This window comes from Janthinobacterium agaricidamnosum, assembly GCF_003667705.1.
Lineage (GTDB): Bacteria > Pseudomonadota > Gammaproteobacteria > Burkholderiales > Burkholderiaceae_D > Janthinobacterium.
Genome location: NZ_CP033019.1, coordinates 251,510 through 277,194, shown reverse-complemented (window position 1 = coordinate 277,194; position 25,685 = coordinate 251,510). Strand labels below are relative to the sequence as shown.

Genomic DNA, 25,685 nt, shown 5'->3' with positions numbered 1-25,685 from the left:
CTCAATCCCACTGCGGCGCCAGGCCGTCCGGGTTGGCCAGGCGCTCGCCCCGTTCCAGGGCGGCCATCTGCGCCATCTCGTCCGGCGACAGGGTGATGCGCTGGAAATGCAGGTTCGCTTCCAGGTTGGCGCGCCTGGTCGACGACGGAATCACGGCAAAGCCCTGCTGCAGCGACCAGCTCAAGGCCACTTGCGCCGGCGTCACGCCGTGTCTGGCCGCAATCGCCATGATGACCGGATCGACGACCACCTTACCGTACGCGAGCGGCATATAGGCCGTGACGTGGATGCCCTGGCTGCGCGCGAAATCGACGACCTTGCGGTTTTGCAGGAAGGGGTGGATCTCGACCTGCTGCGTGGCGATTTCCGCCGCGCCCACCGTATCGATGGCTTGCCGCAGCTGCGCATTCGTGAAATTCGATACGCCGATGGCCTTGGTCAGCCCCTGCGCCTTGGCCTGCGCCAGCGCCGCCATGTACTCGGCCACGGGAATCGCGTCCTGCGGCGACGGCCAATGAATCAGCGTCAAATCCAGCTGCTCCAGCCGCAGCTTGTGCAGGCTGTCTTTTAAACTGGGAATCAGCTTGTCGCGCTGCAGATTGTCGATCCATATCTTGGTGGTGACGAACAACTCGTCGCGCGCAACGGCGCTGGCCGCGATCGCCTGACCCACGTCGGCTTCATTGCCGTAGATTTGCGCCGTATCGATATGGCGGTAGCCGACGTCGAGGCCCGTCGTGACGGAATCGATGACGACCTGGCCCTGCAGGCGGAAGGTGCCCAGACCGATGGCGGGAATGGCGGTGTGATGGGTGGTGGCGTGCATGCGGTAATCCTCTCAAGTCAGTAACGATGGCCACACTATGCGCCCTTCCTTTATTGAGAAAAATACCGTTTATATCAAATCATATTTGACCCATGCGCAAGTAATGGAGTGCAAATCCTGGAAATGCAGGAAAAGTCGCAGCTGGCTCTTGCATTCCCGTTTTGGTCTGCTATAATTCGCCACCTTGGCCTGGTAGCTCAGTCGGTAGAGCAGAGGATTGAAAATCCTTGTGTCGGTGGTTCGATTCCGCCCCGGGCCACCAAGAATTAGTAATACTTTCAAAAACGCCACCTTCGGGTGGCGTTTTTGTTTGTGGGCGCTGAAATTTCAACTGAAGCCTGACCTACCTCTGATACCGATACGGCTTGCTCCGCTATGATGCAACGGTACGCCTTCAACTCTTGTTGACTCAAAATACTATACGGCCATCAACTTCGAGGAAACACCACGGATGGGACGTTACTGGAGAGCACAGGCGACCGGACACCACACGGACATGTATGTATAATTTACCCACAATGGAACGAATTCATTCGATCAATGCGTCCCGAATAGCTTGGTGCTGCGCTGACCACGGCATGACTACTGACGAACTTGCGGCTGAGGTCAATATCACGCCGAATAGCATGGATCGCCTCATGAATGGCGGAGGCCTGACATTCACTCAACTAAGTAAAATTGCTGAATATTTTGGACGAGGGGTATTATTTTTTCTCGAACCAGGCCCGGCAATTGAAGAGCAAGTACACACCTTGGCTTTCCGCACACTTGCGAACCAAAAGCCTGAGATGACAACGAAGCTAAAGAAATTCATCGAACGTGTGGAACGCCAGCGTTCGGTTTATTTAAGCTTGCGTGATGAACTGAGCAATCAAGATTTGCCAATTTTCGCACCACCAGATCTTCCCCTCGACAACCCACGTGAAGCGGCAAAAATTGCAAGAAACTGGTTGCAATTAAATGTCACCAATACGTTTGATACATATCGCGATGCTGTCGAAGCGCGGGGAATTCTCGTGTTCCTTAGTAATGGATACAATGGGAAGTGGCAAATTGCGAAAGAAAATCCAATTCTCGGTTTTGCGCTGTACGATCCCGAGTGCCCAGTCATTGTGGTCAAGAAGCAGCAATGGCATCCGCAACAATCATTTACACTCATGCATGAACTGGGGCATCTCCTGCTACACAAAGCAAGTTCAATCGATGACGAAGATGATATGCATTCGCACCGCGGCTTAGAACGTGATGCAAATGCGTTTGCAGGTCATATGCTGGTGCCGGACGATTTTTTGGCCAGCATCGATGATGCGACTCGCCCAGCCAACGCGGCAGAATTCGATACTTGGTTGTCGTGGGAGCGAAAAGCTTGGGGCGTCAGTGCCGAAGTCATTTTACGACGATTGCTTGATAGCGGACGATTACAACAACATCAATATTCGGCTTACCGTGAATGGCGATCCAATTTGGTTTTTCCAGAGGGCGATGGCGGATCGCGGGCCTATCGACATCGAGAACCCAAACATATTTTCGGGGATACATTTGTTCGCACGGTATTAAATGCCCTCAGCGGCCGCCATATTACCCTTTCGAAAGCTAGCAGCTATCTTGATGGTCTAAAACTTAACGATCTGCATCAACTGGAACGTTACTATGCAGGTGTTTGACGCATCCGCTATTGTCTATGCTTGGGACAACTATCCCTTAGCCCAGTTCCCTAGCATGTGGCGATGGATAGCAGATAAATTAATCGATCACACTATCACAATGCCTAATGTCGCATTGTCTGAAGTCGGACATGTGGCACCTGAGTGCGCGCGGTGGCTCGAAGACAACAAGATAGGCACGTTTGCCATGAGCGATGCCATTCTTCAAGATGCCGTACGCATTAAAAATTTACTTGGAATCATCGGCGATCAATACGGGGGTGGGGTCGACGAGAATGACCTAATGATTATCGCCACCGCACGCGCCGCTCAAGCGCGTCTTATTTCCAATGAGGCAGCACAGCCTGGTCGCCCAAAATCAATGGCAAATTATAAAATTCCAGCGGTATGCGCATTGCCAGAAGTTAGGGTGAATTGCATCGCTTTCGTAGAATTCATCAAGCAATCCAAAGTCGTATTCGGCTAACAATCACCTTATCACCCGTTGTCTTCACCCAGAACCGCAGCGTCCTGTTTTACCACATCAAATCATCGGGAATCTGGAACGCCGCGTACGGATCGTCCTCGTCCACTTGCGTGCTGGCCTGCTTCACGCGCACGACGATGGCGGGGTCGCGTTCGGCGATCTTGTCGGCGATGATGCGCGGCACCAGCTCCACGGCGCCGCCGAGGCAGACGATCACCAAACGGCCCGCCACCAGGTGGGCTTGCACGGCGGCCGTCACGTAGATGCGCTCGATCTTGTTGTTGAACGTGAAGTTATACGGCACGTCGCCGTTGTTGCCCTTGCTCTGGCGGTTCTTTTGCACCATTTGCGCGATTTGCGCCACGATGGCTTTCTGGTTGGCGGCCGCGTCGCGCTGGGCGTTCAGTTCGCGCGCGCGTTCCGCGTTCTTGCGCTGGGTCTCGAGCGCGGCCAGGCGCACCTCGTCGACGCTTTGCGTGCCGCTCTTGCGCTCGTCCTTTTTTTGCTTGCTCTTGTCCTGGTTGGCCAATTTGACCTTCTTTTTGTCGACCAGGCCGGCCTTTAAAAACTGCTCTTGCAACGAGACCATAACTACTCCGTATTGAGGGTGCGCCGGCCAAGGCAGCGGCATCGGCCGGTGGAAAGACGCTAGCATAGCAAAAAATGGGGCCGCTGCCGCCGCAACATGGCGGCCCGGGCCAGCCGGCGGAGGCCTGGCGCCTGGCAGTAACAAAAAGACACACTCGAGTGGAAATTTTGTTGATAAATGTCATATAGTTAGTTACGTTCTGCATATCGGCAGTTTCCAGCCGGTTGCATGCCCCTTCCATCGTTTGCGTCTAAAGGATTTGCCATGAAACAATTAATCGCCCTCTGCATCGCCGCCGCGTTTGCCAGCACCGCCTTTGCCGCCGCACCGGAAGCGACGCCCGTCGCCAAGACGGCGCAACAGTCGAAAATGACCACCTGCAATGCGGATGCCGCCGGCAAGAAAGGCGATGAACGCAAAACCTTCATGAAGGAATGCCTGAGCGCCAAGCCGGCGCCGGCCATGACGCAGCAAAACAAGATGAAGGCGTGCAATGTCGACGCCAAGGACATGAAGGGCGACGCGCGCAAGGCGTTCATGAAAGAATGCCTGAGCGCGCCGAAGAAATAAGCGCCGCTTCGAAGCGCCCGTGTGCGCTTCACCCCACAGCGCCAGCCGACAGGCTGGCTTTTTTTTGCTCCCATCAAACGGCGCGGCGCCCAGGGCAGAATGACCATCCCCGCCAAAGGGCCGATGAATGAGGCGGCAACGCTGAACGCCGGCAATCATGACCAATGATCAAGATGACAAGAGGATTGATAGCGCGTAATATTTACTCAGCAGTAATGCACGGCGCGGCGGCAGCTTACCCCAGGGGAAGGATGGCAGCGTGGCGATATCGAGCGATCTCGCGCACTGGCGCGGCCTGGTCTTTACCCGCCTGTTGCAGGTGGTGCTGCTGCTTGGAATCGTCACGGCCATTCCCAGCGCGCTGCTGGCCGCGAGCGAGGCGATCTGGTCCATCGTCGTCCTCGACTTGCTGGCCATCGGCTGGATCGGCCTCATCTGGCATCTGCACGCCATGCCCTACCGCTGGCGCGTGTGGCAATTCCTCATCGTCGCCTATCTGGTGGGCGTGGGCCTGCTGCTGAAAATCGGTCCCGTCAGCCAGATTTACATGATGCTCATGCCCGTGCTGGCGGCACTGCTGCTGGGCATGCGGCCAGCCTTGTCGACCCTGGTCCTGACCACGCTGACCATCTTTTTCCTCGGCCTGCATCCCGACGTCGCCCTGCGCCTGCCGGGCACGCCCGATTCTCCCGTGCTGCGCGCGCTGATCGTGGCCCTGAACTTTCTGTTCATCGCCGCCGTGCTGACCCTGTCCTGCGCCTTTCTGCTGCGCCACCTGGAAGACAGCAGCCAGGCCTTGTCGCAGCTGAACGCCGAGCTGCGCCTGACGGCCACGGCGCTGGCCCGCCTGAACGACATGGTGATGATCGCCGAAGTGCTGGACGGCCCGCCCGACCCCGGCGCCGGGACGGTATCGGCCACGCGCATCATCTTCGTCAATGACGCCTTCGAACGCAGCAGCGGCTATGCGCGCGCCGAGGTGCTGGGCCGCAGCCTGCTGTTCCAGCAAGGCCCCGCCACCGATGCGGACGAACTGGCGCGCATCGCCGCCGCCATGGCCCGTGCCCAGCCGGCCAGGGCGGAATTGCTGAACTACAACAAGGCGGGCAAGGCGTACTGGGTCGAAGCGGAACTGGTGCCGTTCACGGATGCGGAAGGCAGGCAGACGCACTGGGTGGCCGTCGAGCGGGAAATCGACGAGCGCAAGAAATCGGAAGCGGACATCCACCGCCTGGCCTTCTACGACGTGCTGACGGGCTTGCCCAACCGGCGCCTGCTGACGGACCGCATCGGCCACCTGCTGGCCGCCGCGCCGCGCAACCAGACCATCAGCGCGCTGATGTTCATCGACCTCGATCACTTCAAGCACATCAACGACGCGCGCGGCCACGCCACGGGCGACGCACTGCTGCGCCTGGCGGGCGAACGGCTGGCGCAGCTGATGCGCAAGGCCGACACGGTGGCGCGCATCGGCGGCGACGAATTCGTCGTGCTGCTGGCGCACCTGGCCGATGACCTGGACAGCGCCGCCCGCGCGGCGGCCCAGGTGGCCGAGAAAATCCGCGCCGCCATCGCGCGCGACTTCGAGATCGGCGCGCAGTCCTATCATTGCAGCGCCAGCATCGGCGTGACCCTGCTGCCGAAAGCGGGCCAGCAGGCGCACGACCTGCTGCGCGAAGCGGACATCGCCATGTACCGCGCCAAGGCGGAAGGACGCAACGGCATCGCCTTCTTTGAAGCGGCCATGCAGGCGGGCGTGGAGCGCCGCCTGACCCTGGAACGGGCGCTGGCGCGCGCCCTCGACCTGGGGCAATTGTGCATGCACGTACAGCCGCAGGTCGACCGCCACAGCCGGGTGACGGGCGCCGAATTGCTGATGCGCTGGCCGCAGGCGGACGGCGGCCATATCGCGCCGGATATCTTCATTCCGATTGCCGAGGAATCTGGACTGATCGTCAGGCTCGGGCACTGGGCCCTGCGCGAAGCGTGCCGCGCCGCCAGCCTGCTGGCGCAGGCGGGCCGGCCCGTCCCCCTGTCCGTGAACGTCAGTCCGGCGCAGTTTCGCCAGCCCGATTTCGCCGCCCGCGTGCAGGCGGCGCTGGCCGAACACGGCACGCCGGCCGGCGCCCTGATCCTGGAACTGACGGAAGGCTTGCTGATCGACCAGCGCGACGCCTCGCTGGCGCGTATGCGCGAACTGGCGGACCTGGGCATCCGCTTTTCCATCGACGATTTCGGCACCGGTTATTCCAGCCTCGCCTACCTGACCTCGATGCCGCTGTACGAACTGAAAATCGACAAGCGCTTCATCGACGACACGCCGCGCGATGCGCGCGACACGGCCATCGTGCAGGCGATCCTGGCCATGGCGCGCCACCTGGGCTTGCGCGTCGTGGCCGAAGGCGTGGAAACGCAGGAGCAGGCCGACTTCCTCGTCGCCCACGATTGCGACGGCTTGCAAGGCTTCCTGTATGCGCGGCCGATGCCGCTCGATGAGTTTCTCGTCTGGCTGGCCCGGCATCAAGCTTAGCTTTCCGACATTTCCTGCACGAAACTCCTCCGCTAGAATACCGGCCTCATAGCCTGTACCTTCACCATCCCCTCTCGTTAAAGTGATCTCCGATGCGTCTGGTTCTTCCCCTGCTGCCGCTCCTGCTGCTATCTCTGCTGCCCGCCGCCAACGCGGCCCCCTCTGCCACCGCGCCCACGCCGATCACGCTGGACCAGGCCATGGCCGATCCCGACTGGATCGGCACACCCGTCGAAGCGGCGTGGTGGGGCTGGAACGGCCAGCTCTACTACAAACAAAAACGCCTCGGCTCGTCCCTGCGCGACACGTTTCATGTATCTGGCGCGCATGCGAAACTCAATAGCGGCAAGAAGGTCGACGATGCGCAACTGGCGAACCTCGACGGCCAGCAGATGATCGTCAACCGGGCCGGCACGCGCGCCATCCTGCTGCGCAACGGCGACTTGTTCGAGCGCGACCTGAAAAACGGCGCCCTGGTCCAGATCACGCGGGGCGTCTCCGCCATCAGCGACCCGCAGTATTCCGCCGACGGCAGCGCCGTGCAGTACCGCAGCGGCAGCGACTGGTTCAGCTGGAGCCGCGCTGACCGCCTGAGCGCCCCCGTCGCCCTGCTGCGCGCGGCCAAGGACCCGGACGCCAAGCCGGAAGCGGACGCCCTGCGCGAGCTGCAGCTGCGCCTGATCGTCAACCTGGCGCGCCAGAAGGACGACCGCGACGCCAGCCGCGAGCGCCGCCACGAAGAGCGCCGCCTGGACGCCACGCGTGCGCCGGAACCGATCTACCTGGGCGACAAAGTGACCATTTCCGGCAGTGCCCTGTCGCCGGACGGCCGCTGGCTGCTGTTCGTCACGCAAGACAAGGCCGCCGAAAAGGGCAAGCTGGGCAAACTGGCACGCTACGTCACGGAAACGGGCTATCCGGAAGCGGACGACGAGCGCACGCGCGTGGGCCGCAACATGCCGATCGCGCAAAGCCTGAAACTGGCGGACCTGCGCACGGGCCAGGTACGCGAGATCGCTTTCGACAGCCTGCCCGGCATCGCCACCGACCCGCTGGCCAGCCTGCGCGCCGAACAGAAGCTGCCGCCGCTGAAAGGCAACCGCCCCGTGCGCATCGACGCCCAGCGCGACGGCATCGCCTGGACCGATGACGGTTCCAAAGCGGCCGTGCGCGTGCGCGCCATCGACAACAAGGACGGCTGGCTCGCCACCGTCGACCTGGCCAACGGCGCCCTCGTGCCCGCGCACCGCATCAGCGACACGGCCTGGGTCAACCGCCGCGCCGAGCAATTCGGCTGGCTGCCCGACAACGCCACCCTGTGGTATCTGTCCGAGGAAAGCGGCTACGCCCACCTGTACACGAAAACGGGCGCCGCACCCGCGCGCGCCTTGACCAGCGGGCAATGGGAAGTGAGCGCCGTCGAATGGAGCCGCGACGGCAAGACCGCCTATTTTATGTGCAACCCGCAAGCGCCAGGCACGTATGAAGTGTGCGCCAGCACGGCCAGGGATGGCGGCGCGCGCGAAGTCACCAGTTTGAAAGGCGTGGAAAACTTCGGCCTGTCGCCCGATGGCGGCAAGCTGCTGCTGCGCTATTCGACCAGCTATATGCCGGCCCAGCTGGCGACCATTTCCGTCGCAGGCGGCAAGGCGAATATCCTGACCGATACGCGCAGCGACGCCTTCAAGGCCCGCAACTGGGTCATGCCGGAACTGGTGCAAGTGCCATCCACGCATGGCGCGGCGCCCATCTGGGCCAAGCTGTATCGCCCCGCGCAGTTGGAAGCGGGCAAGCGCTACCCGATCGTCATGTTCGCGCACGGCGCCGGCTACCTGCAGAACGTCACCGAGCGCTACCCCGTGTACTTCCGCGAACAGATGTTCCACAACCTGCTGGTGGAGCAAGGCTATATCGTACTCGACGTCGACTACCGCGCCTCGCTCGGTTACGGCAGCGCCTGGCGCACGGCCATCTACCGCCAGATGGGCCACCCGGAACTGGAAGATTTCATCGATGGCGCCAACTGGCTGGCAGCCCGGCACCAGGGCGATATCAAGAACGTGGGCATCTATGGCGGCAGTTATGGCGGCTTCATGAGCCTGATGGCCCTGATGCGCGCGCCGGAAATCTTCAAGTCCGGCGCCGCCCTGCGTCCCGTGACGGACTGGACCACGTACAACCACGAGTACACGGCCAACATCCTGAACACGCCGGACGTCGATCCGCAGGCGTATCAAATCTCGTCGCCCATCGAATACGCCGACAAGCTGACGGGCAACCTCCTGATCGCCCACGGCATGATCGACGACAACGTGTTTTACCAGGATTCCGTGCGCCTGGCGCAGCGCTTGATCGAGCTCAAAAAGGACAACTGGGAAATGGCCAGCTACCCGATGGAGCGCCACGGCTTCGTGCAGCCGGAAGCGTGGTATGACCAGTACCGCCGTATCTATCAGCTGTTCAATCGTACGTTGAAATAAGCGATATCAACAAAAAATGTCGGATTACGCGGCTGCGCCGCTAATCCGACCTACTCGCTGAGGTGTAGGTCGGATTAGCCCGCAAGGGCGTAATCCGACACCACACCCACCACAAGCACTCAGTCAAACGGCACCGGCCGCGGCGTCGTGTCGCTCGATGGCGGCAGGATCGGCAGCACGAGGTGCGGCTGCTTGCCCGTGAGTGTTTTCAGGAAAGCGACGAGTTGCGCGTTTTCATCGGGCGCAAACGTGCGGCCCAGCTGTAAACGGCCCATCACATCGACGGCCTGCGTCAGGGTGGCCGCTTCGCCATCGTGGAAGTAGGGATACGTCAATTCCACGTTGCGCAGGGTCGGCACCTTGAAGTTGAAGCGGTCGGCATCCTTGCCCGTCACGGCCGAGCGCCCTTGCGCCGTCATCGCCGTCTTGTACGGTTCCACCACACCCATCTTCTGGAAAGTATTGCCGCCGACGGCGGGGCCGTTATGGCAGGCGATGCAGCCGCTGGATTTGAACAGCTGGTAGCCGGCCAGCTCGTCTTTCGTCAGCGCGCTTTTCTTGCCCATCAGCCATTGGTCGAAGCGCGAACCGGGCGTCACCAGCACTTCCTCGAAGGCGGCGATGGCACGCGTGACTTGCTCGATGGTCAATTTATCCTGGCCAAATACTTGCCGGAATTCCGCGCGGTAGGCGGGAATCGAGGCCAGCACGTCGATGGCCAGCTCGTGCGTAAAAGCCATCTCGCCCGGATTGGCGATGGGGCCGCCCGCCTGCTCCTGCAAATCCTTGGCGCGGCCATCCCAGAATTGCGCCACGTTCATGCTGGAATTGAGTACCGTCGGTGAGTTGATGGGTCCGCGCTGCCAGTTGTGGCCGATCGACGTCTTGATGTTATCCGTGCCGCCCATGCTCAGGTTATGGCAGCTATTACAGGAAATAAATCCGGAACGCGACAGCCGCGGATCGAAAAACAGTTTCTTGCCCAGTTCGACCATGGCCGGATTGGCCACCTTGGCGGCCGTGATGGGCTGGATCGGCTCCTTGCTGGCGGCGTGCAGCGTGCCGCTGAAAGCGAGGCTGGCGATGAAGACAAAGGGGGAGAGGGTACGGCGCATAGTCTAACTCCTGGAAGCATTCCCGAATCGGCGGTGCACGCCGGCGCGGGAATGCAGCGCGGCGGCCCGGTCGCCACCCGACCATCGCTGATTGGATGTTGATTTATATTAACTTTGACGGCTTGATAATGAAAATGACCGGCGTCAAGGATCGTCCAGCGCGCGAATCGCGCTTGCCATTTGGGCAAGCGTGGCACATGATGAAGGCATGCATACACCTACCTACTCCGCCCTGCGCACCGCGTGCGCCGCCATCCTGCTGCTGGCTACCAGTGCCTGCGGCAGCGCCCCCGCACAAGATGCGCCACCCGCGCCCGGCAATGCCGGCTTGCTGGCGCAAATTCAGGCGGAAGTGGGCGCCGCCGCCTGCGATTCCACCCAGCAATGCCAAACCATCGCCATCGGCGCCAAAGCCTGCGGCGGTCCCGAGCGCTATCTGGCCTGGTCCAGCAAGGACAATGACGGCAAAAAACTCAAGGCCTTGGCCCAGGCGCAAGCCGAGGCCAGCCGCAAGCAGCAGCAGGCTGACGGCATGATGTCGACCTGCTCCATCGTCACGGACCCGGGCGCCACCTGCGAGGCGGGACGCTGCGTGCTGCAAAAGAGCGCCATGGGCGGCAGCTCGGCGATGTAAAAAAGCCGCTGGATCAGCGGCTTGCGTGATGATGCGGCAACACGTCAGGATTGCAGCTGCAAGGTCTTGACGATCTTGCTTTCCACCTTCTCGCCCGCGCCCGAGGTGGCATTCTTGCTTTCCTTGCGCAGCAACAATAAATGGTCGCCGCTGACGCCATACTGGCGCGTCTCGTCCGTCTTTTGCGTAAAGCTGACGACGACAAAGGCGCGCCCGCTCACATCAAAGTGGAAATGGCTGGCCAGCGGCGTGCCGTCGGCGGCGATCCACACCTCGATGCCGCCTTCGAACTTCTTCACATACTTGCGGTCTTTCTCCGGCACCTTGTCGAGCGACAAGGTAAAGCTGAGCAGGCGCGCCGGCTTGCCCTTGTAGCTATCGATCTTTTCCCCGCTGAACACGGCTTCCTCGATCTCGCGCGACAGGGAATCGGCCGCCGACACCATGGAACGCAACTCCGCCGCCTTCATCTCCCCCAGCGCAAAGCCGATCGGCGTCTTGACCTTCGGATCCTTCACCCTGGCGCGCTGCTCGGCCTCCACTTTCGCCAGCAAATCCTTGCTGTAGAGCACTTGCAAGCCCGCCGGTCCGCCCTCGACAGCCACCGTGGCCTGGCCGCTATCCTCTTCCGCCGCCTTGCCCTCGCCCTCACGGCGCCAGCTTTTCGATTCCACCTGCGCCTTGATGGGCATCTGGCCCTGCAATCGGGCCAGCGCCGCATTCAAATCGGCCAACCCATCGGCCCGCGCAGCGCCGCAAAACAAACTGAACAAGCCCGCCACCGCCAGGCCCTGCACTCCAATACGTCGCTGCATCGCCACATCCCTTCGGGTCATACAAGGATGCCAAAACACCATGTTTTGGCCATCTGTTGCATTTGAACACAGCTAGCTCTGGTCAGGTAGAAAGTCTTTCTGCTATAATTCGCCGCCTTGGCCTGGTAGCTCAGTCGGTAGAGCAGAGGATTGAAAATCCTTGTGTCGGTGGTTCGATTCCGCCCCGGGCCACCAAGAATTCAGCAGAACATAGCAAAAAGCCAACCTCCGGGTTGGCTTTTTTGTTTACCGGCTCAAAAGTCTTTGCCCCGGTCCATCCATGGTGTCCGGTAGGCCAGCATACTTCGGACGGCTCTTCTCCTTGCTCGCGTTTATTTGCTCCGCCATACAAACGTGTCGACTTAAAGCTCATTCACGCCACGCCTTCCGTCGCCGCGGAGGACGACCGCCTCAAATCAGAGTGCAGGCTTATTCGGTACTTGGCACCCATTCAGCACTACATAGCAAAAAGCCAGCCTTCGGCTTGGCTTTTTTTTCAGCGTTGCTCGCTCTCGCTACGGCCTCATCGCCAGTCACGCAGCGTTACGCACAGCGATAGCTTGCCCAACGCTCTGGCGGGGCACGCCTTCGTCAAATTCATCGGCTGGATTTGAAATAAGCAATATTGCTCAAAAGATATATAATTTACATCAGCAGCCTGACTCTGGCCACACCAGGCCATTTCAGTACGACCCAAGCACAGGCATCACTTAAAAATTAGAAATGGATAGATTCAATGAAGATACTGGCAACTGTACTTAGTTCGTGCATGCTCGTTGCATGCGGTGGCGGTGGTGGCTCGTCACCTGTTCCTGTCACCCCAACAAGTCTAACAGTCAACGGCACTGCCGCAACGGGGAAGGCCATTGCTGGCGCCACTATTACTGCCAAATGCCAGACAGGCACCGGCAACGCCACGACGCTGGCTGACGGCAGCTACAGCCTTGCCGTAGCCGGCGGCAACCTACCGTGCCTGCTCCAGATCACCGATCCGGCGGATGGCTCAAAATTACACACGCTCGTGCTGGGAAACGGCAGCGCCGCCACTGCCAACATAACGCCACTAACCGAAATGCTGACGGCGCGGGTACTGGGGAGCGAACCGACGGTCTTCTTTGCCGCGTTTGACGCCACGATTGCCAACAACAAGGTCACTCCCACTGCAGTGAAGGCAGCGCAGGCTGATGTGGGGACGGTACTCAACGGTGTCGTCGACACGAGCCCCCTCGTTGATTTCCTTGCCACGCCATTGAAAGCCGCGACACAGGGCAACCCGGCCGGCGGCGATGCGCAGGACAGGCTTCTGGATGCGCTCAGAGTAAAAATCAACGCCGCCCGGCTCACCCAGGTCGTCACCGCGCTGGCCAAGATCACCAATACAGACGCCATCAAGCAAATCATCGCCGATATTGCTGCCGTCCCCCCTGTCGCCCAGGCGGGACCGCTACAAAGCGTGGTGACGGGGACTGTCGTCACGCTCGATGGCAGCGCCAGTTCGGCCGATGCCGGCCGTACGCTCAGCTATGCATGGACCCTGCAATCCAGACCGGCAGGCAGTACGGCAAGCTTGTCGTCGCCGACCTCCGTCAGACCCACTTTTACGGCGGATGTGGCCGGCACCTATGTTGCCAGCGTCATCGTCAACGACGGCAAGGTCAGCAGCAACGCGGCAGCGGTCAGTATTACGGCCAGTGTAGCCAATGCGGCGCCGGTGGCGAACGCAGGCTACGCGCAAAATGTCTTGTCCGGCAGCGTGGTGGAACTCGATGGCAGCGCCAGTTCGGACGCCAATGGCGATGTCTTGACTTTTGCCTGGGAGCTGACGACAAAACCGGCGAACAGCAAGGCCTCCTTGTTTTCCGCCAGCTCGGCCAAGAGCACCTTTACCGCCGATACCACCGGTTTGTATGTAGCTAAACTCATCGTCAACGATGGCAAGGCGAGCAGTGCGGACGCAACTGTTACTGTCACTGCCAGCGCCGTCGACAACTCCGGCCCCAACGTGTCGGCCATCACTGTCACCCCCGCCATCATTGACGTCTCGCAGACAAGTCAACAGGTGACGGCCACCGTCAGCGTGACAGATGCCACCGGCGTCAATCTCAACGCCCTGCCCGCCCCCCATTGGTACAACGTCGCCGACATCGGCGGCACCCGCATCAACAGCCAATGGAAACTGGCGTCCGGCGACGCGAAGCATGCCACCTTCAGTTCGACGGTGACGATCCCCGCAGGCGCCAAAGCAGGCGAATGGCTGGTCGGCTCGCTCGCCTTCCGTGACGTATTAGACTATACGAGTACAAATGGCGGCTACAGCCAGGGTTTCACCGTGCAAAGTAATGAACTCAGCGACACATCGGGTCCCACCGTGTCAGCCATCACCGTCAATCCCACCACCGTTGATGTCTCCCAGACAAGTCAACTGGTGACGACCACCGTCACCGTGACAGATGCCACCGGGATCAATCTCAACGCCCTGCCCAATCCCTATTGGTACAACAGCGCCGATATCGGCGGCACCCGCATCGACAGCAAATGGGTGCTGGCATCCGGCGACGCGAAGCATGCTACGTTCAGTTCGACGGTGACGATACCCGCAGGCGCCAAAGCCGGCTCCTGGACGGTTGGCTGGACAGCGTTCCGTGACACATTAGGATATACGAGTACGAATGGCGGCTACAGCCAGGGTTTCACCGTGCAAAGCAATGGGCTCAGCGACACGTCAGGGCCCGCCGTTTCTGCCATCACTGTCACCCCCGCCATCGTTGACGTCTCGCAGACAAGTCAACTGGTGACGACCACCGTCACCGTGACAGATGCCACCGGGATCAATCTCAACGCCCTGCCCAATCCCTATTGGTACAACAGCGCCGATATCGGCGGCACCCGCATCGACAGCAAATGGGTGCTGGCATCCGGCGACGCGAAGCATGCTACTTTCAGTTCAACGGTGACGATACCCGCAGGCGCCAAAGCGGGGCAATGGGTGGTTGGCTGGACAGCGTTCCGTGACACATTAGGATATACAAGTACGAATGGTGGCTACGACAAAAGTTTCACCGTTAAATAAACGCGCCAGGCAGCACCAGACGGTCAATCAGGGAGCTGCCAGCCTGCTCTGAACATCCTCAGCCAACCTCCGGGTTGGCTTTTTTGTTTGCCTTGCACAAAACCTCCACCCCACCCCGCCGCTATGTACGCAAACGAACGGACTGCAGCCACCCAAGGGCCCATGCTGCAGGCAGACCATCACTTTCCCTCCCGCCGCCAGCGCCCTGCGCGACACGGCTGATGGGTCGGCTGGTCAGCTCTCCCCGCCACACCGCCATGCGAAACTCGCGCCCGACGCCGTCGAGCCGTTCCGTACATTACGGCTCACTGCCAAAGGATGCATCATGAAACCTACCTTGATATTGCTCGCGCTCGCCTCTACCCTCGCCCTGACCGCTTGCCAGCGCGAAGCGCCACCCGCACCGACCGTCGTCCAAGTCGTTCCCGGCCCTGCCGGCGCGCCTGGTCCTGCCGGCGCCACGGGCGCCAAGGGCGCTGAAGCCCCTGCCGGCGCGACCGGTGCCACCGGCGCCACGGGCCAGACCGGCGACAGCGGTGCCGCCGGATACGATGGCGCCAAGGGCGCTACCGGTGCGCAAGGCAACGACGGCGCCAAGGGCGACGACGGTGCCAAGGGCAAGACGGGCGACACGGTGATCGTCGTCCCGCAACGCTAATACGCCTCACGCCAGACACTACAACGCCAACCCCTGCGGTTGGCGTTGCTCCGTATGCGCTGTACCGCACAGTCACATCGGCCGCATCGGCCTACCCTGTCGTCATGACACAGGGAGATATCGCATGCTGACGCTCATACTGATGGTGGCCCTGCTGGGCCTGGTTGTACTGTTCGCGCCCGGCCCCGTGCGCCGCGCACTGATTACCCCGCACCTGCTGGCCCTGTTCAAACGCATCCTGCCGACGATGTCCGACACGGAACGCGACGCGCTCGAAGCGGGCACCACGTGGTGGGATGCCGAGCTGTTTTCCGGCAAGCCCGACTGGACAAAATTGCTGGGCTATGGCCGCGCCACGCTCAGCGCCAAAGAGCGCCATTTTCTTGACCATGACGTCGAGCGCTTGTGCGAACTGGTCGACGACTGGGAAACCCAACAGGCGCAGGATTTGCCACCGCAAGCCTGGGCCTACATGAAAAGCCAGGGTTTCCTCGGCATGATCATTCCCAAGCAATACGGCGGCAAACAGTTCTCCGCCTACATGCATTCGCAGGTGGTGATGAAACTGTCGAGCCGCTGCTCGGCGCTGGCCGTGACCGTGATGGTGCCCAATTCGCTGGGACCGGCCGAGTTGTTGTTGCACTACGGCACCGAGGAACAGAAAAACCATTACTTGCCGCGATTGGCTGCCGGCACTGAGATCCCGTGTTTCGCGCTGACCAGCCCGTATGCGGGCTCCGACGCGGCCGCCATCCCCGACCTGGGCGTCGTGTGCATGGGCATGCATGAAGGTCGCCCCACCCTGGGTTTCCGCCTCACGTGGAACAAGCGCTACATCACCCTGGCGCCCGTGGCGACCTTGCTGGGGCTGGCTTTCCAGACCAGCGATCCCGACCACTTGCTCTCCGACAACGATACGCCCGGCATCACCTGCGCCCTGATCCCCGCCAGCCACGACGGCGTGGTGATCGGCCGCCGCCACCATCCGCTCAATGCCGCCTTCCAGAACGGCCCCACCTCCGGCAACGATGTCTTTATCCCTATCGACTGGGTCATCGGCGGCCAGGCGCAAGTGGGGAAAGGATGGCGCATGCTGATGGAATGCCTGGCGGCGGGACGCGCCATCTCGCTGCCCTCGTCCAGCGTGGGCATGGGCAAGATGGCCGTGCGCGGCACCGGTGCGTATGCGGCCGTGCGGCGCCAGTTCAACATGCCCATCGGCAAGTTCGAAGGGGTGCAGGAAGCGCTGGCCCGCATGGGCGCCAACCTGTACCTGATGGATGCGGCCCGCACTCTGGCCGCGCACGCCGTCGACCTGGGCGAGAAGCCGGCCGTCATTTCCGCCATCGTCAAATACCATGTGACGGAACGGGGCCGCGCGCTCGTCAACGACGGCATGGACATTCTCGGCGGCAAGGGCATCTGCGTGGGTCCGAACAATTTCCTCGCCAGCGCCTACCAGCAAATCCCCATCGCGATCACCGTCGAAGGGGCCAACATCCTCACGCGCAGCCTGATCATCTTCGGCCAGGGCGCCATCCGCGCGCATCCGTATGTACTGAGGGAAATGGCCGCCGTCAACGAAAGCGACGGCCGCAAGGCCTTGCGCGATTTCGACGCGGCCTTCTTCGGCCATGTGGGCTTTGTGCTGGGCAACGTGGCCAGGGGCTTGTGGTACGGACTGGGCGGCGCGCGCCTGGCGGCCGTGCCCGACGCCGGCGCCCCGGCACTGGCGCCCTACTACCGCGCCCTGACGCGGCTGTCGACGGCGTTTGCCGTCATGACGGATATGTCGATGTTCGTGCTTGGTGGCGAACTCAAGCGCCGCGAGCGGCTGTCCGCCAGATTGGGCGACGTGCTGGCGCAACTGTACCTGGCTTCTTCAGTGCTGAAGCGCTACGAGGACGATGGCCGGCCCGAGGCCGACCTGCCCTACGTGCACTGGTCGCTGCAGGATGCGCTGGTCAAGGCGCAGCAGGGCTTGACGGGCGTGCTCGACAATTTCCCCGCGCGCGTGCTGGCCGTGCTGCTGCGCACCTTGCTGTTCCCGTTCGGCCTGCCCCACCGCCCGCCGTCCGACGAGCTGGGCAGCGAAGTGGCGCTGGCCCTGCAAACACCGGGCGCGGACCGCGAACGCCTGCTGGCCGACGGCCATGTCGCCAGCGAGGGCAACGATCCCGTCGCCTGCGCCGAGCGGGCGCTGGCCCTGCTGCCCGAGGTTTTGCACATCGAAAAACGCCTGAAGGACACGCCCGAAGGCGCGGCCCTGCGGCACCTGCCGCAAAGCCTGTCCGCCATGCAGCCGTGGCTGGCAGCGGCCAAGGCCACAGGCAACGTCAATTGCCAGGAGCACAATAGCTTGCTGGAATATGCACGCCTGGTCGATGGTTTGATCCAGGTCGACGATTTTGCGCCCGCCGCAGCGCACGAAACGCCGGACGCCTATCCCCGCGATGACGCCGGCGTGGTCGAGGCCAACGACAAGCCCAGCACGAGCGGCACCAGTGCCGCATACACGACGATCACCGACAACCAGACGGCGCCGGGCCAGTACGCCCTGACGCCAAAATAAATGCTGGAAAATACCAGCGGGCACAGCACGGATGCCAGGCTCACGGACGAGGCCAGCACGCCCTGAAACTGGCCTTGCCTGTCCTCGGCAACTTGCCGCGTGGCCAACGACTGCAGGGCCGGCGCGCCGATGCCGCCCAGGGCAAACACGGGCATGATGGCGAAGATCATCCAGCTGCGGGTGGCGAAGGCCATGACGACCAGCGCGACGCAGGCGCAGGCCACGCCCGCCAGGATGGTGGCGCGTTCGCCCAGCAGCTTCACGGCCGGGCCGGGCAGAAAAGCCTGGGCCAGCGCCTGGCACACGCCAAACGCGCCCAGCGACAGGCCGATCCACAGCCCGTTCCATTCGAACGCATCGTGGCCCCACAGCGCCCAGCACACGCCATACACCTCGCCCGCCGCGCTGAAGGTAAAGAAGATGGCGGTGATCGGCAGCAAGCTTTTCTGCGATAACACCCAGCGCAGCGGGCGCAATGGATTCAATGCCAGCAGGTCGATTTTTTCGCCCGTGGGCCGACGTGATTCTGGCAACGTCAGCAACGCCAGCAGCAGGTTGCCGGCATTCAAGATGGCCGCCGTCATGAACGGCAAGCGCAGCCCGTAATCGCCCAGCGCGCCGCCGAGCACGGGGCCAATGATGAAGCCGGCGCCGAACATGGCGTTGAGCAAGCCGAAACGGCGCGCCCGCGTTTCCTCGGGAGAAATATCGGTGATGTAGGCCGTGGCCACGGACACATTGGCGCTCGTCAAGCCCGCAATGGCGCGCCCCAGCAGCAGCATCCACAGGCTGGGCGCAAACGCGAGGAACAGGTAATTGACGGCCGCGCCCGCCAGCGAAAGCAGCAGCACGGGGCGCCGCCCCAGGCGGTCGCTCAGCGCGCCCAGCACGGGCGCAAAGATGAACTGCATCAACGCATACAGGGCCGTCATGATGCCGATATACGCCGCCACGTTATCGGCATGCGTGACGTCGCGCAGCAGCGCGGGCAAGATGGGGAAGACCAGGCCGATGCCGACGGCGTCGAGCACGACCGTGGCAAAGATGACAGGCAGCGCTGTCGCCGGAACGACTATTTTCATATACTCAATCTAAATATGTACTCAGTATATAAATAGTACGCCCAGCCTGGCTACACCATCAAGCCTTATCTGTACTCAGTACACTTCGTGTATGATCGGGGCAACATGACGATTCCTTCCGACCTCCGCTCCCGCAAACGCCTTGCCACCCGGCAAGCCATCTCAAATGCCGCCACGCGTTTGTTTTTCGTGCGCGGCTTCGAGCAGGTGACGGTGGACGAGATCGCGGCGGCTGCCAGCGTGGGGCGCATGACGGTGTTCAACCACTTCCCCCGCAAGGAAGACATGTTCTTCGACCGCGAGGAAGAGGGACGCGAACTGCTGCGCGCCGCCTTGCGCCAGCGTGATCCCATGGTGCCCCCGGTCGAAACGCTGCGCCTGCTGGCGCACCGCCTGGTACGGAAAGACAGTCCCTACGTCACGTTTTCCGCCGCCGGCCAGGGTTTTATTGCCACCATCGAGGCCAGCGAGACCCTGAAAGCGCGGGCGCGGGCGATCCGCGACGAGTTGGCGCAAGTGGTGGCAACGGCGCTGACCGACAGCACGGGGCGCGACGCGCACGATCCCCAGGCCCGGCTGGCGGCCAGCCTGCTGCTGGCCACCTGGAGCACGGCCCTGATCGAAGCGCACCGGCACTTCCGCCAGCATGGCGACACACAGCTGGCCAAGACCTGCTTTCTGTCTTTGGTGGACCAGGGGCATGTCGGTCTGAAGGCAGCGTTGGCGGGCACGCCTTACGTCTGACGTTGCCGGGCATCGGATGTCAATCCCTTGACCCAAGGCAAGGCAATCCGGCGCCAGCCCGCCTACAATCGCCGGCTTTGCCCATCCCATGCGCCACGCTCCCGAACTCCTCCTGCCTGCCGGCTCCCTGGCCAAGATGCATGCCGCCTTCGACTATGGCGCCGACGCCGTCTACGCGGGCCAGCCGCGCTACAGCTTGCGCGTGCGCAATAACGATTTTTCGACCTTGCAAGCCTTGCAAGAAGGCATTGATGGCGCGCATGCGCGCGGCAAGCAATTCTTTGTCGCCAGCAATATCTTTGCCCACAACGCCAAGCTGAAAACGTATCTGCGCGACATGGAACCGGTGATCGCCATGCGCCCCGACGCCCTGATCATGGCCGATCCGGGCCTGATCATGATGGTGCGCGACAAGTGGCCGGAGATTCCCGTGCACTTATCGGTGCAGGCGAATGCCGTCAACTGGGCCGACGTGAAGTTCTGGCACCGCATGGGACTGACCCGCGTGATCCTGTCGCGCGAACTGTCGCTCGACGAGATCGAGGAAATCCGCCAGCGCTGCCCGGAAATGGAACTCGAAGTGTTCGTCCATGGCGCCTTGTGCATCGCCTATTCGGGCCGCTGCCTGCTGTCCGGCTATTTCAACCACCGCGACCCGAACCAGGGCACATGCACGAATTCCTGCCGCTGGGATTACAAGGTGAAAAATACCGCCGAAGACGCCAGCGGCGACCTGGGCGGCATGCAGGTGGTGCCGCTGGAATTTCATCAGGCGCTGGCCGAGGCCGACAATAACGCGTTTTCCGCCCTGCACCAGCAGCCGCGCCACCCGCTGGCCGACCAGCCCTACTTCATCGAAGAAGCGCAGCGCCCGGGCCAGCTGATGCCCATCCTCGAAGACGAGCACGGCACCTACATCATGAATTCGAAGGACTTGCGCGCCGTCGAGCACATCGAGCGCCTGGTCAAGATCGGCGTCGATTCGCTGAAGGTCGAGGGCCGCACCAAGTCGCTGTACTACGCGGCGCGCACGGCGCAAGTCTACCGCCAGGCCATCGACGACGCCGTGGCGGGCCGCCCCTTCGATATCAGCCTGCTGGGCCAGCTGCAAGGCCTGGCCAACCGCGGCTACACGGACGGTTTTTACCAGCGCCACCACACGCAGACGCACCAGAACTACATGCGCGGCGCGTCCGAGGCGGACCGCAGCCAGTACGTGGGCGACGTGCTGAGCGTGACGGATGGCTGGGCCAGGGTGGACGTGAAAAACCGCTTCGCCGTGGGCGACCGCATCGAAGCCCTGCACCCGGGCGGCAACCGCGACTTCACCATCGCCCGCATGCTGGCCGATGACGGCAGCGAAATCCAGGTGGCGCCAGGCAGCGGCCACTTCGTGCACATCGAACTCGACGGGGCGCTAAATAAAGCCTTGCTGGCGCGCTATTTGTAACCACCAGTCTGGCGCGCGCGGTGGCGAGCAGTTTACAAGTGTTTGATTTGACAAGAAAAAATCTGCAGACCACCGCTTAAACAATTTGTTTAAGCTTCAACATTGCTATACGATACGGCCACCCTGCGCCCGGGGCCGTTATCGGCATCCGGTGCGTCCCTGACACGTTCACCGGAATCCCCGATGCCACCTGCCACACCCGCCCTGATCACCAACGATGCCGTCGTCCTCGGCCTGCTCGCCATGACCCTGGGGGGCGTCTTCTGGACCGCCTCGCGCGCCAACGGCTTCTGGAAAAAGTTCTACGCCTATATCCCGTCGCTGCTGATGTGCTACCTGATCCCGGCGCTGCTCAACACCTTCGGCATCATCGACGGCAACGCTTCCGGCCTGTACGCCGTGGCGCGCGACTACCTGCTGCCCAGCGCGCTGGTGCTGCTGTGCGTGGCCATCGATTTCGGCGGCATCGTCCGCCTGGGGCCCAAGGCCATCATCATGTTTTTGACCGGCACCCTCGGCGTCATGCTGGGCGCCCTCGTCTCGTTCGAGGCGCTGCGTTTGATCCACCCGGAAACGGTGGCGGGCGACACCTGGCGCGGCATGACGACTGTCGCCGGCTCGTGGATAGGCGGCGGCGCCAACCAGGCCGCCATGAAGGAAGTGTTTGAAGTGGACGCCACCCTGTTCGGCCAGTTCGTCGCCGTCGACGTGCTCGTGGCCAACGTCTGGACGGCCGTGCTGCTGTTCCTGGCCGGCCGCGCGGGCGCCTTCGACCGCTGGACCGGTGCCGACTTGACGGCCATCAATGCGCTCAAGGACAGCATCGAAAGCTACCGGGCCCAGCATGCACGCGTCGCCAATCTGACCGACATCATGATCATCCTCGGCGTGGGCCTGGGCGTGACGGGCCTGTCGCATTTCCTGGCCGGCCCCATCATCAGCTGGATCACCACCCTGCCGGCAGAATGGCGCCTGCAGGATTACAGCCTGACGTCGAACTTCTTCTGGATCGTCGTGCTCGCCACCACCTTCGGCCTGCTGCTGAGTTTTACCCGGGCGCGCAGCCTGGAAGGCGCGGGCGCCTCGACCATCGGCTCGGCCATGCTGTACGTGCTGGTGGCCACCATCGGCATGCACATGGACTTGAAAGCCCTGTTCGACAAGCCTTTCCTGTTCCTGCTGGGCCTGATCTGGATCGCCGTGCACGGCGGCCTGATGCTGCTCGTCGCCAAGCTGATCCGCGCGCCCCTGTTCTTCATGGCCGTCGGATCGCAAGCGAACATCGGCGGCGCCGCCTCGGCCCCCGTCATCGCCAGCGCCTTCCACCCGGCCCTGGCCCCCGTGGGCGTCCTGCTGGCCGTGCTCGGCTACGCGCTGGGCACCTATGGCGCCTACATCACGGGCTTGATCCTGCGCAGCATGGCGGGGTGATGCCCATCCCGGCTTGACCAGCCAAGCTTGCAACGACAACGCCAGCCTTCGGGCTGGCGTTGTCGTTTACTGCTCGCATCGGCCGCAGTGTCCTGAAAACTCCCCACAATGTAGCAGAAACCCCTCAAAACCAAATTTCTGCACCATTTTTGTGCGAAATCTGCGATGATAGTTGCCCAAATAACCGATTACCTCCATGGAATTCTGATGAAATACGCATCTGCTCACGAGTATGTCCAGCATGTCGCCGCACGCAATCCAGGTCAGCCCGAGTTTCTGCAAGCCGTCACCGAAGTCATGGAGAGCTTGTGGCCGTTCCTGGAACAGCACCCGAAATACGCGGAACAAGGCTTGCTGGAACGCTTGATCGAGCCGGAGCGCGTGGTGATGTTCCGCGTGTCGTGGGTCGATGACCATGGGCAGGTGCAAGTCAACCGCGGCTACCGCATCCAGCACAGCATGGCCATCGGGCCATACAAGGGCGGCATCCGCTTCCACCCTTCCGTCACCCTGTCCGTGCTGAAATTCCTTGCCTTCGAACAGACGTTCAAGAATGCGCTGACCACGTTACCCATGGGCGGCGGCAAGGGCGGCGCCGATTTCGATCCGAAGGGCAAGAGCCCGGGCGAAGTGATGCGCTTCTGCCAGGCGTTTGTCAGCGAACTGTTCCGTCACGTGGGTGCGGATACGGACGTGCCGGCCGGCGACATCGGCGTGGGCGGGCGCGAAGTGGGCTATATGGCCGGCATGATGAAAAAGCTCAGCAACCGCGCCGACTGCGTGTTTACGGGCAAGGGCGCCAGCTTCGGCGGTTCGCTGATGCGGCCGGAAGCGACGGGCTACGGCACCGTGTATTTTGCGCAAGAAATGCTGAAGACGCGGGGCCGCTCGTTCGAAGGCATGCGCGTGTCCGTTTCCGGCTCCGGCAACGTGGCGCAGTACGCGGTGGAAAAAGCCATGGCCATGGGCGCGAAAGTCATCACCGTCTCCGATTCGAGCGGCACCGTAATCGACGAAGACGGTTTTACGCCGGGAAAGCTGGCCATTCTGATGGAGGTCAAGAACCATCTGTATGGCCGCGTGAGCGATTACGCCGCGCGCACGGGCGTGCGCTTCGAAGCGGGCGTGTCGCCATGGCATGTGCCGGTCGACATCGCCCTGCCCTGCGCCACACAAAATGAGCTCGATATCGCCGATGCGCGCCTGCTCATCGCCAATGGCGTGCAGTGCGTGGCCGAAGGGGCCAACATGCCCACCACTATCGAGGCAGCCAAGGCCTTCGAGGCGGCCGGCGTGCTGTACGCGCCGGGCAAGGCCAGCAATGCGGGCGGCGTGGCCACTTCCGGCCTGGAAATGAGCCAGAACGCGGCCCGCATTTCCTGGCCGCGCGAAGAAGTCGACGCGCGTTTGCTGCAGATCATGCAGGGCATCCATGCCGCGTGCAAGCAATACGGCACGCGCGCCGATGGTTCCGTCAGCTATGTGGATGGCGCGAATATCGCCGGCTTCGTCAAAGTGGCCGATGCGATGCTGGCGCAGGGGGTGATTTAAGCGTCAACAATGTCGTCAGATTACGCGCGGCATAGCCGCGCTAATCCGACCTACGACATTTCAGGTTTCATCAGGCTCTTGCGGCTGATCGTGCGGCCCGACACCATGAACTCGCCGTTGCCCCGGTAGTGCAGGGTTTCGGGCAGCTTGGGCGAGGTGGCCACGTGGGCTTTCACGCACTCGAAGATGAAGAAGCCGCCCTTCGGGTTGCCCGCCACCTGGGCCAGCTTGCATTCGAAGTTGGCGTAGCACTCGGTGATCAGCGGCGCGCCCACCAGCTCGGCCGGCTGCGGCGTCAGGCCGAAGGCCGTGAACTTGTCCGTGTCTTCGCCGCTGCAATTGCCGATGGCGACCACCTGGTCGACCATGTCGGCCGTGGGCAGGTTGATCACGCACTCCATGCTGCGCTTGATCATTTCATAGCTGTGGTTCGCGTCGGAAATAAAGCAGCCCAGCAACGATGGCGTAAATTCCATCAGCATATGCCAGGCCATGGTCATGACGTCGCTTTCGCCCTGCCACGTTGAACTGACGAGCACCACCGGGCCCGGCTCGAGGAAGCGGCGGATATCGGCGACGGGATAATCTTCTTTGTGATAATTTTTCATCTGCTCTCCAGGACGCGGTACGCCATAGCATAGACCAATGGCGCCTTCGCGGGCGCGCGGCTGGGCGATGGCGGCGTGTCATCCGCGCCGCGATTTGCGCCGTTCATTGCAAATTTCTCCCCGTTGGAGATGTTGCAACATAGAATACACTGATCAACTACTCAAGGAAACCGCCATGCGTCCTCTGTTCCTGTTGCCAGTCCTGTCCCTCGCTTGCCTCGCTACCGTCGCGCATGCCGACGAGCAAACCCGCACGGTCGCCGCCTTCAACGCCATCGACATTCGCGGCCCCATCAGCATGGAAGTGGAATCGGGCAAGGAGCAAAGCCTGCTGCTGCGCGGCGACCAGAAATTCCTCAGCGGCGTGATCACGGAAGTGGTCGATGGCGAGCTGAAAATTTCCATGAAGGATAAAGATATCAAGAAGACCGAGGGCGACCCGCGCATCATTATCACCATGCCCACCTTGCGCAAGCTGATCGCGGAAGGCGCGGGCGAGAAGATCTTGACCAAGCTCAATGGTCCAAGAGTCGACATCAGCTACAAGGGCGCGGGCCGCCTGGCCGCCGATGGCCAGGTCGACTGGCTGCGCCTGAAGGCGCAGGGCGTGGGCGAAGTCGATACGAAAGCCTTGCTGGCGAAAAACGTCGACGTCAATTTCGAGGGCATCGGCTCCGTCAAAGTGTATTCCTCGGGCGAGCTGAACGCCGTGGTGCGCGGCATGGGCGAACTGACGTATTACGGCAAGCCGAAGATCGTGCACAAGTCGATCGCGGGCATCGGCAGCGTCAACGCCGCCAAGTAAGCTTTTCCATAAAAACAGGCCATCA

19 protein-coding genes, 2 tRNA genes and 1 pseudogene are annotated in these 25,685 nt (G+C 61.9%); 16 read left to right on the top strand and 6 right to left on the bottom strand.

The window, feature by feature from the left end; all coding sequences use genetic code 11:
• Position 1: 1 nt before the first annotated feature.
• A complete protein-coding gene (gene dkgB, locus D9M09_RS01280; protein ID WP_121668409.1) occupies positions 2–826 on the bottom strand; it encodes a 2,5-didehydrogluconate reductase DkgB in 825 nt (274 codons plus the stop codon).
• Between the two features lie 186 nt (positions 827–1,012).
• On the opposite strand from dkgB, the gene D9M09_RS01275 reads away from it, so the two are divergent.
• The 3 genes from D9M09_RS01275 to D9M09_RS01265 all read left to right on the top strand — a co-directional run bounded on the left by D9M09_RS01275 (position 1,013) and on the right by D9M09_RS01265 (position 2,956).
• A tRNA-Phe gene (locus D9M09_RS01275) sits at positions 1,013–1,088 on the top strand.
• 238 nt (positions 1,089–1,326) lie between these two features.
• Positions 1,327–2,490 carry an XRE family transcriptional regulator gene (locus D9M09_RS01270; protein WP_275528114.1) on the top strand — a complete coding sequence of 388 codons (1,164 nt, stop codon included), beginning with the start codon at positions 1,327–1,329 and terminating at the stop codon, positions 2,488–2,490.
• Positions 2,477–2,956: a DUF4411 family protein gene (locus D9M09_RS01265; protein WP_070292446.1), complete on the top strand. Its 480-nt coding sequence runs from the start codon at positions 2,477–2,479 to the stop codon at positions 2,954–2,956. Before D9M09_RS01270 ends, D9M09_RS01265 begins: the two co-directional genes overlap by 14 nt.
• A 49-nt stretch (positions 2,957–3,005) precedes the next feature.
• Here the strand turns inward: D9M09_RS01265 and D9M09_RS01260 are convergent, their stop codons facing one another.
• Positions 3,006–3,545: a DUF2058 domain-containing protein gene (locus D9M09_RS01260; RefSeq protein WP_070223805.1), complete on the bottom strand. Its 540-nt coding sequence runs from the start codon at positions 3,543–3,545 to the stop codon at positions 3,006–3,008.
• Positions 3,546–3,809: 264 nt separating this feature from the next.
• Between D9M09_RS01260 and D9M09_RS01255 the strand changes: the two genes are divergently transcribed.
• The 3 genes from D9M09_RS01255 to D9M09_RS01245 all read left to right on the top strand — a co-directional run bounded on the left by D9M09_RS01255 (position 3,810) and on the right by D9M09_RS01245 (position 9,125).
• Positions 3,810–4,115 carry a PsiF family protein gene (locus D9M09_RS01255; protein WP_121668408.1) on the top strand — a complete coding sequence of 102 codons (306 nt, stop codon included), beginning with the start codon at positions 3,810–3,812 and terminating at the stop codon, positions 4,113–4,115.
• Between the two features lie 259 nt (positions 4,116–4,374).
• Positions 4,375–6,645, top strand: coding sequence for a putative bifunctional diguanylate cyclase/phosphodiesterase (locus tag D9M09_RS01250; protein ID WP_121668407.1), 2,271 nt, complete (start codon positions 4,375–4,377; stop codon positions 6,643–6,645).
• 92 nt (positions 6,646–6,737) lie between these two features.
• Positions 6,738–9,125 (top strand): S9 family peptidase, encoded by a 2,388-nt coding sequence (locus tag D9M09_RS01245; RefSeq protein WP_121668406.1) that lies wholly within the window; start codon positions 6,738–6,740, stop codon positions 9,123–9,125.
• 119 nt (positions 9,126–9,244) lie between these two features.
• On the opposite strand, the gene D9M09_RS01240 is transcribed toward D9M09_RS01245, so the two are convergent.
• Positions 9,245–10,240, bottom strand: a complete 996-nt coding sequence (locus D9M09_RS01240) for a cytochrome-c peroxidase (protein WP_121668405.1) — start codon at positions 10,238–10,240, stop codon at positions 9,245–9,247.
• A 208-nt stretch (positions 10,241–10,448) separates the two neighbouring features.
• Between D9M09_RS01240 and D9M09_RS01235 the strand changes: the two genes are divergently transcribed.
• Complete coding sequence (locus D9M09_RS01235) at positions 10,449–10,874, top strand: hypothetical protein (RefSeq protein ID WP_121668404.1); 426 nt, start codon at positions 10,449–10,451, stop codon at positions 10,872–10,874.
• 44 nt (positions 10,875–10,918) lie between these two features.
• On the opposite strand, the gene D9M09_RS01230 is transcribed toward D9M09_RS01235, so the two are convergent.
• Complete coding sequence (locus tag D9M09_RS01230; RefSeq protein WP_240453523.1) at positions 10,919–11,689, bottom strand: hypothetical protein; 771 nt, start codon at positions 11,687–11,689, stop codon at positions 10,919–10,921.
• A 119-nt stretch (positions 11,690–11,808) separates the two neighbouring features.
• Between D9M09_RS01230 and D9M09_RS01225 the strand changes: the two genes are divergently transcribed.
• The 4 genes from D9M09_RS01225 to D9M09_RS01210 all read left to right on the top strand — a co-directional run bounded on the left by D9M09_RS01225 (position 11,809) and on the right by D9M09_RS01210 (position 17,989).
• Positions 11,809–11,884 (top strand) — tRNA-Phe (locus tag D9M09_RS01225).
• 541 nt (positions 11,885–12,425) lie between these two features.
• Entirely contained in the window at positions 12,426–14,759 is a 2,334-nt protein-coding gene (locus tag D9M09_RS01220) for a PKD domain-containing protein (protein WP_162995538.1), read from the top strand.
• A 325-nt stretch (positions 14,760–15,084) separates the two neighbouring features.
• A complete protein-coding gene (locus D9M09_RS29875; RefSeq protein WP_070217656.1) occupies positions 15,085–15,417 on the top strand; it encodes a hypothetical protein in 333 nt (110 codons plus the stop codon).
• A 124-nt stretch (positions 15,418–15,541) separates the two neighbouring features.
• A complete protein-coding gene (locus D9M09_RS01210; RefSeq protein ID WP_121668401.1) occupies positions 15,542–17,989 on the top strand; it encodes an acyl-CoA dehydrogenase in 2,448 nt (815 codons plus the stop codon).
• Here the strand turns inward: D9M09_RS01210 and D9M09_RS29525 are convergent.
• Positions 17,965–19,071, bottom strand: a pseudogene (locus tag D9M09_RS29525) (TCR/Tet family MFS transporter); the annotation flags it as partial. The gene D9M09_RS01210 and the pseudogene D9M09_RS29525 sit on opposite strands and share 25 nt — an antisense overlap.
• 105 nt (positions 19,072–19,176) lie before the next feature.
• Between D9M09_RS29525 and D9M09_RS01200 the strand changes: the two are divergent.
• The 4 genes from D9M09_RS01200 to gdhA all read left to right on the top strand — a co-directional run bounded on the left by D9M09_RS01200 (position 19,177) and on the right by gdhA (position 24,247).
• A complete protein-coding gene (locus D9M09_RS01200) occupies positions 19,177–19,815 on the top strand; it encodes a TetR/AcrR family transcriptional regulator (protein WP_070292438.1) in 639 nt (212 codons plus the stop codon).
• Between the two features lie 88 nt (positions 19,816–19,903).
• On the top strand, positions 19,904–21,265 hold the full coding sequence (yegQ, locus tag D9M09_RS01195; RefSeq protein ID WP_121668399.1) for a tRNA 5-hydroxyuridine modification protein YegQ: 1,362 nt from the start codon (positions 19,904–19,906) through the stop codon (positions 21,263–21,265).
• Between the two features lie 183 nt (positions 21,266–21,448).
• Positions 21,449–22,696 carry a DUF819 domain-containing protein gene (locus D9M09_RS01190; RefSeq protein WP_121668398.1) on the top strand — a complete coding sequence of 416 codons (1,248 nt, stop codon included), beginning with the start codon at positions 21,449–21,451 and terminating at the stop codon, positions 22,694–22,696.
• A gap of 207 nt (positions 22,697–22,903) precedes the next feature.
• Positions 22,904–24,247, top strand: coding sequence for an NADP-specific glutamate dehydrogenase (gene gdhA, locus D9M09_RS01185; protein WP_121668397.1), 1,344 nt, complete (start codon positions 22,904–22,906; stop codon positions 24,245–24,247).
• Between the two features lie 50 nt (positions 24,248–24,297).
• Here gdhA and D9M09_RS01180 read toward each other — a convergent pair whose 3' ends face one another.
• Positions 24,298–24,855 carry a flavin reductase family protein gene (locus D9M09_RS01180; protein WP_121668396.1) on the bottom strand — a complete coding sequence of 186 codons (558 nt, stop codon included), beginning with the start codon at positions 24,853–24,855 and terminating at the stop codon, positions 24,298–24,300.
• A 175-nt stretch (positions 24,856–25,030) separates the two neighbouring features.
• Between D9M09_RS01180 and D9M09_RS01175 the strand changes: the two genes are divergently transcribed.
• Positions 25,031–25,660, top strand: a complete 630-nt coding sequence (locus D9M09_RS01175) for a head GIN domain-containing protein (protein WP_070312596.1) — start codon at positions 25,031–25,033, stop codon at positions 25,658–25,660.
• The last annotated feature ends 25 nt before the right edge of the window (positions 25,661–25,685 follow it).

Coding starts and splice junctions, on each gene's coding strand:
- dkgB (WP_121668409.1), bottom strand. CDS start 826: ATGCACGCCACCACCCATCACACCGCCATTCCCGCCATCGGTCTGGGC.
- D9M09_RS01270 (WP_275528114.1), top strand. CDS start 1,327: ATGTATAATTTACCCACAATGGAACGAATTCATTCGATCAATGCGTCC.
- D9M09_RS01265 (WP_070292446.1), top strand. CDS start 2,477: ATGCAGGTGTTTGACGCATCCGCTATTGTCTATGCTTGGGACAACTAT.
- D9M09_RS01260 (WP_070223805.1), bottom strand. CDS start 3,545: ATGGTCTCGTTGCAAGAGCAGTTTTTAAAGGCCGGCCTGGTCGACAAA.
- D9M09_RS01255 (WP_121668408.1), top strand. CDS start 3,810: ATGAAACAATTAATCGCCCTCTGCATCGCCGCCGCGTTTGCCAGCACC.
- D9M09_RS01245 (WP_121668406.1), top strand. CDS start 6,738: ATGCGTCTGGTTCTTCCCCTGCTGCCGCTCCTGCTGCTATCTCTGCTG.
- D9M09_RS01240 (WP_121668405.1), bottom strand. CDS start 10,240: ATGCGCCGTACCCTCTCCCCCTTTGTCTTCATCGCCAGCCTCGCTTTC.
- D9M09_RS01235 (WP_121668404.1), top strand. CDS start 10,449: ATGCATACACCTACCTACTCCGCCCTGCGCACCGCGTGCGCCGCCATC.
- D9M09_RS01230 (WP_240453523.1), bottom strand. CDS start 11,689: ATGCAGCGACGTATTGGAGTGCAGGGCCTGGCGGTGGCGGGCTTGTTC.
- D9M09_RS01220 (WP_162995538.1), top strand. CDS start 12,426: ATGAAGATACTGGCAACTGTACTTAGTTCGTGCATGCTCGTTGCATGC.
- D9M09_RS29875 (WP_070217656.1), top strand. CDS start 15,085: ATGAAACCTACCTTGATATTGCTCGCGCTCGCCTCTACCCTCGCCCTG.
- D9M09_RS01210 (WP_121668401.1), top strand. CDS start 15,542: ATGCTGACGCTCATACTGATGGTGGCCCTGCTGGGCCTGGTTGTACTG.
- D9M09_RS01200 (WP_070292438.1), top strand. CDS start 19,177: ATGACGATTCCTTCCGACCTCCGCTCCCGCAAACGCCTTGCCACCCGG.
- yegQ (WP_121668399.1), top strand. CDS start 19,904: ATGCGCCACGCTCCCGAACTCCTCCTGCCTGCCGGCTCCCTGGCCAAG.
- D9M09_RS01190 (WP_121668398.1), top strand. CDS start 21,449: ATGCCACCTGCCACACCCGCCCTGATCACCAACGATGCCGTCGTCCTC.
- gdhA (WP_121668397.1), top strand. CDS start 22,904: ATGAAATACGCATCTGCTCACGAGTATGTCCAGCATGTCGCCGCACGC.
- D9M09_RS01180 (WP_121668396.1), bottom strand. CDS start 24,855: ATGAAAAATTATCACAAAGAAGATTATCCCGTCGCCGATATCCGCCGC.
- D9M09_RS01175 (WP_070312596.1), top strand. CDS start 25,031: ATGCGTCCTCTGTTCCTGTTGCCAGTCCTGTCCCTCGCTTGCCTCGCT.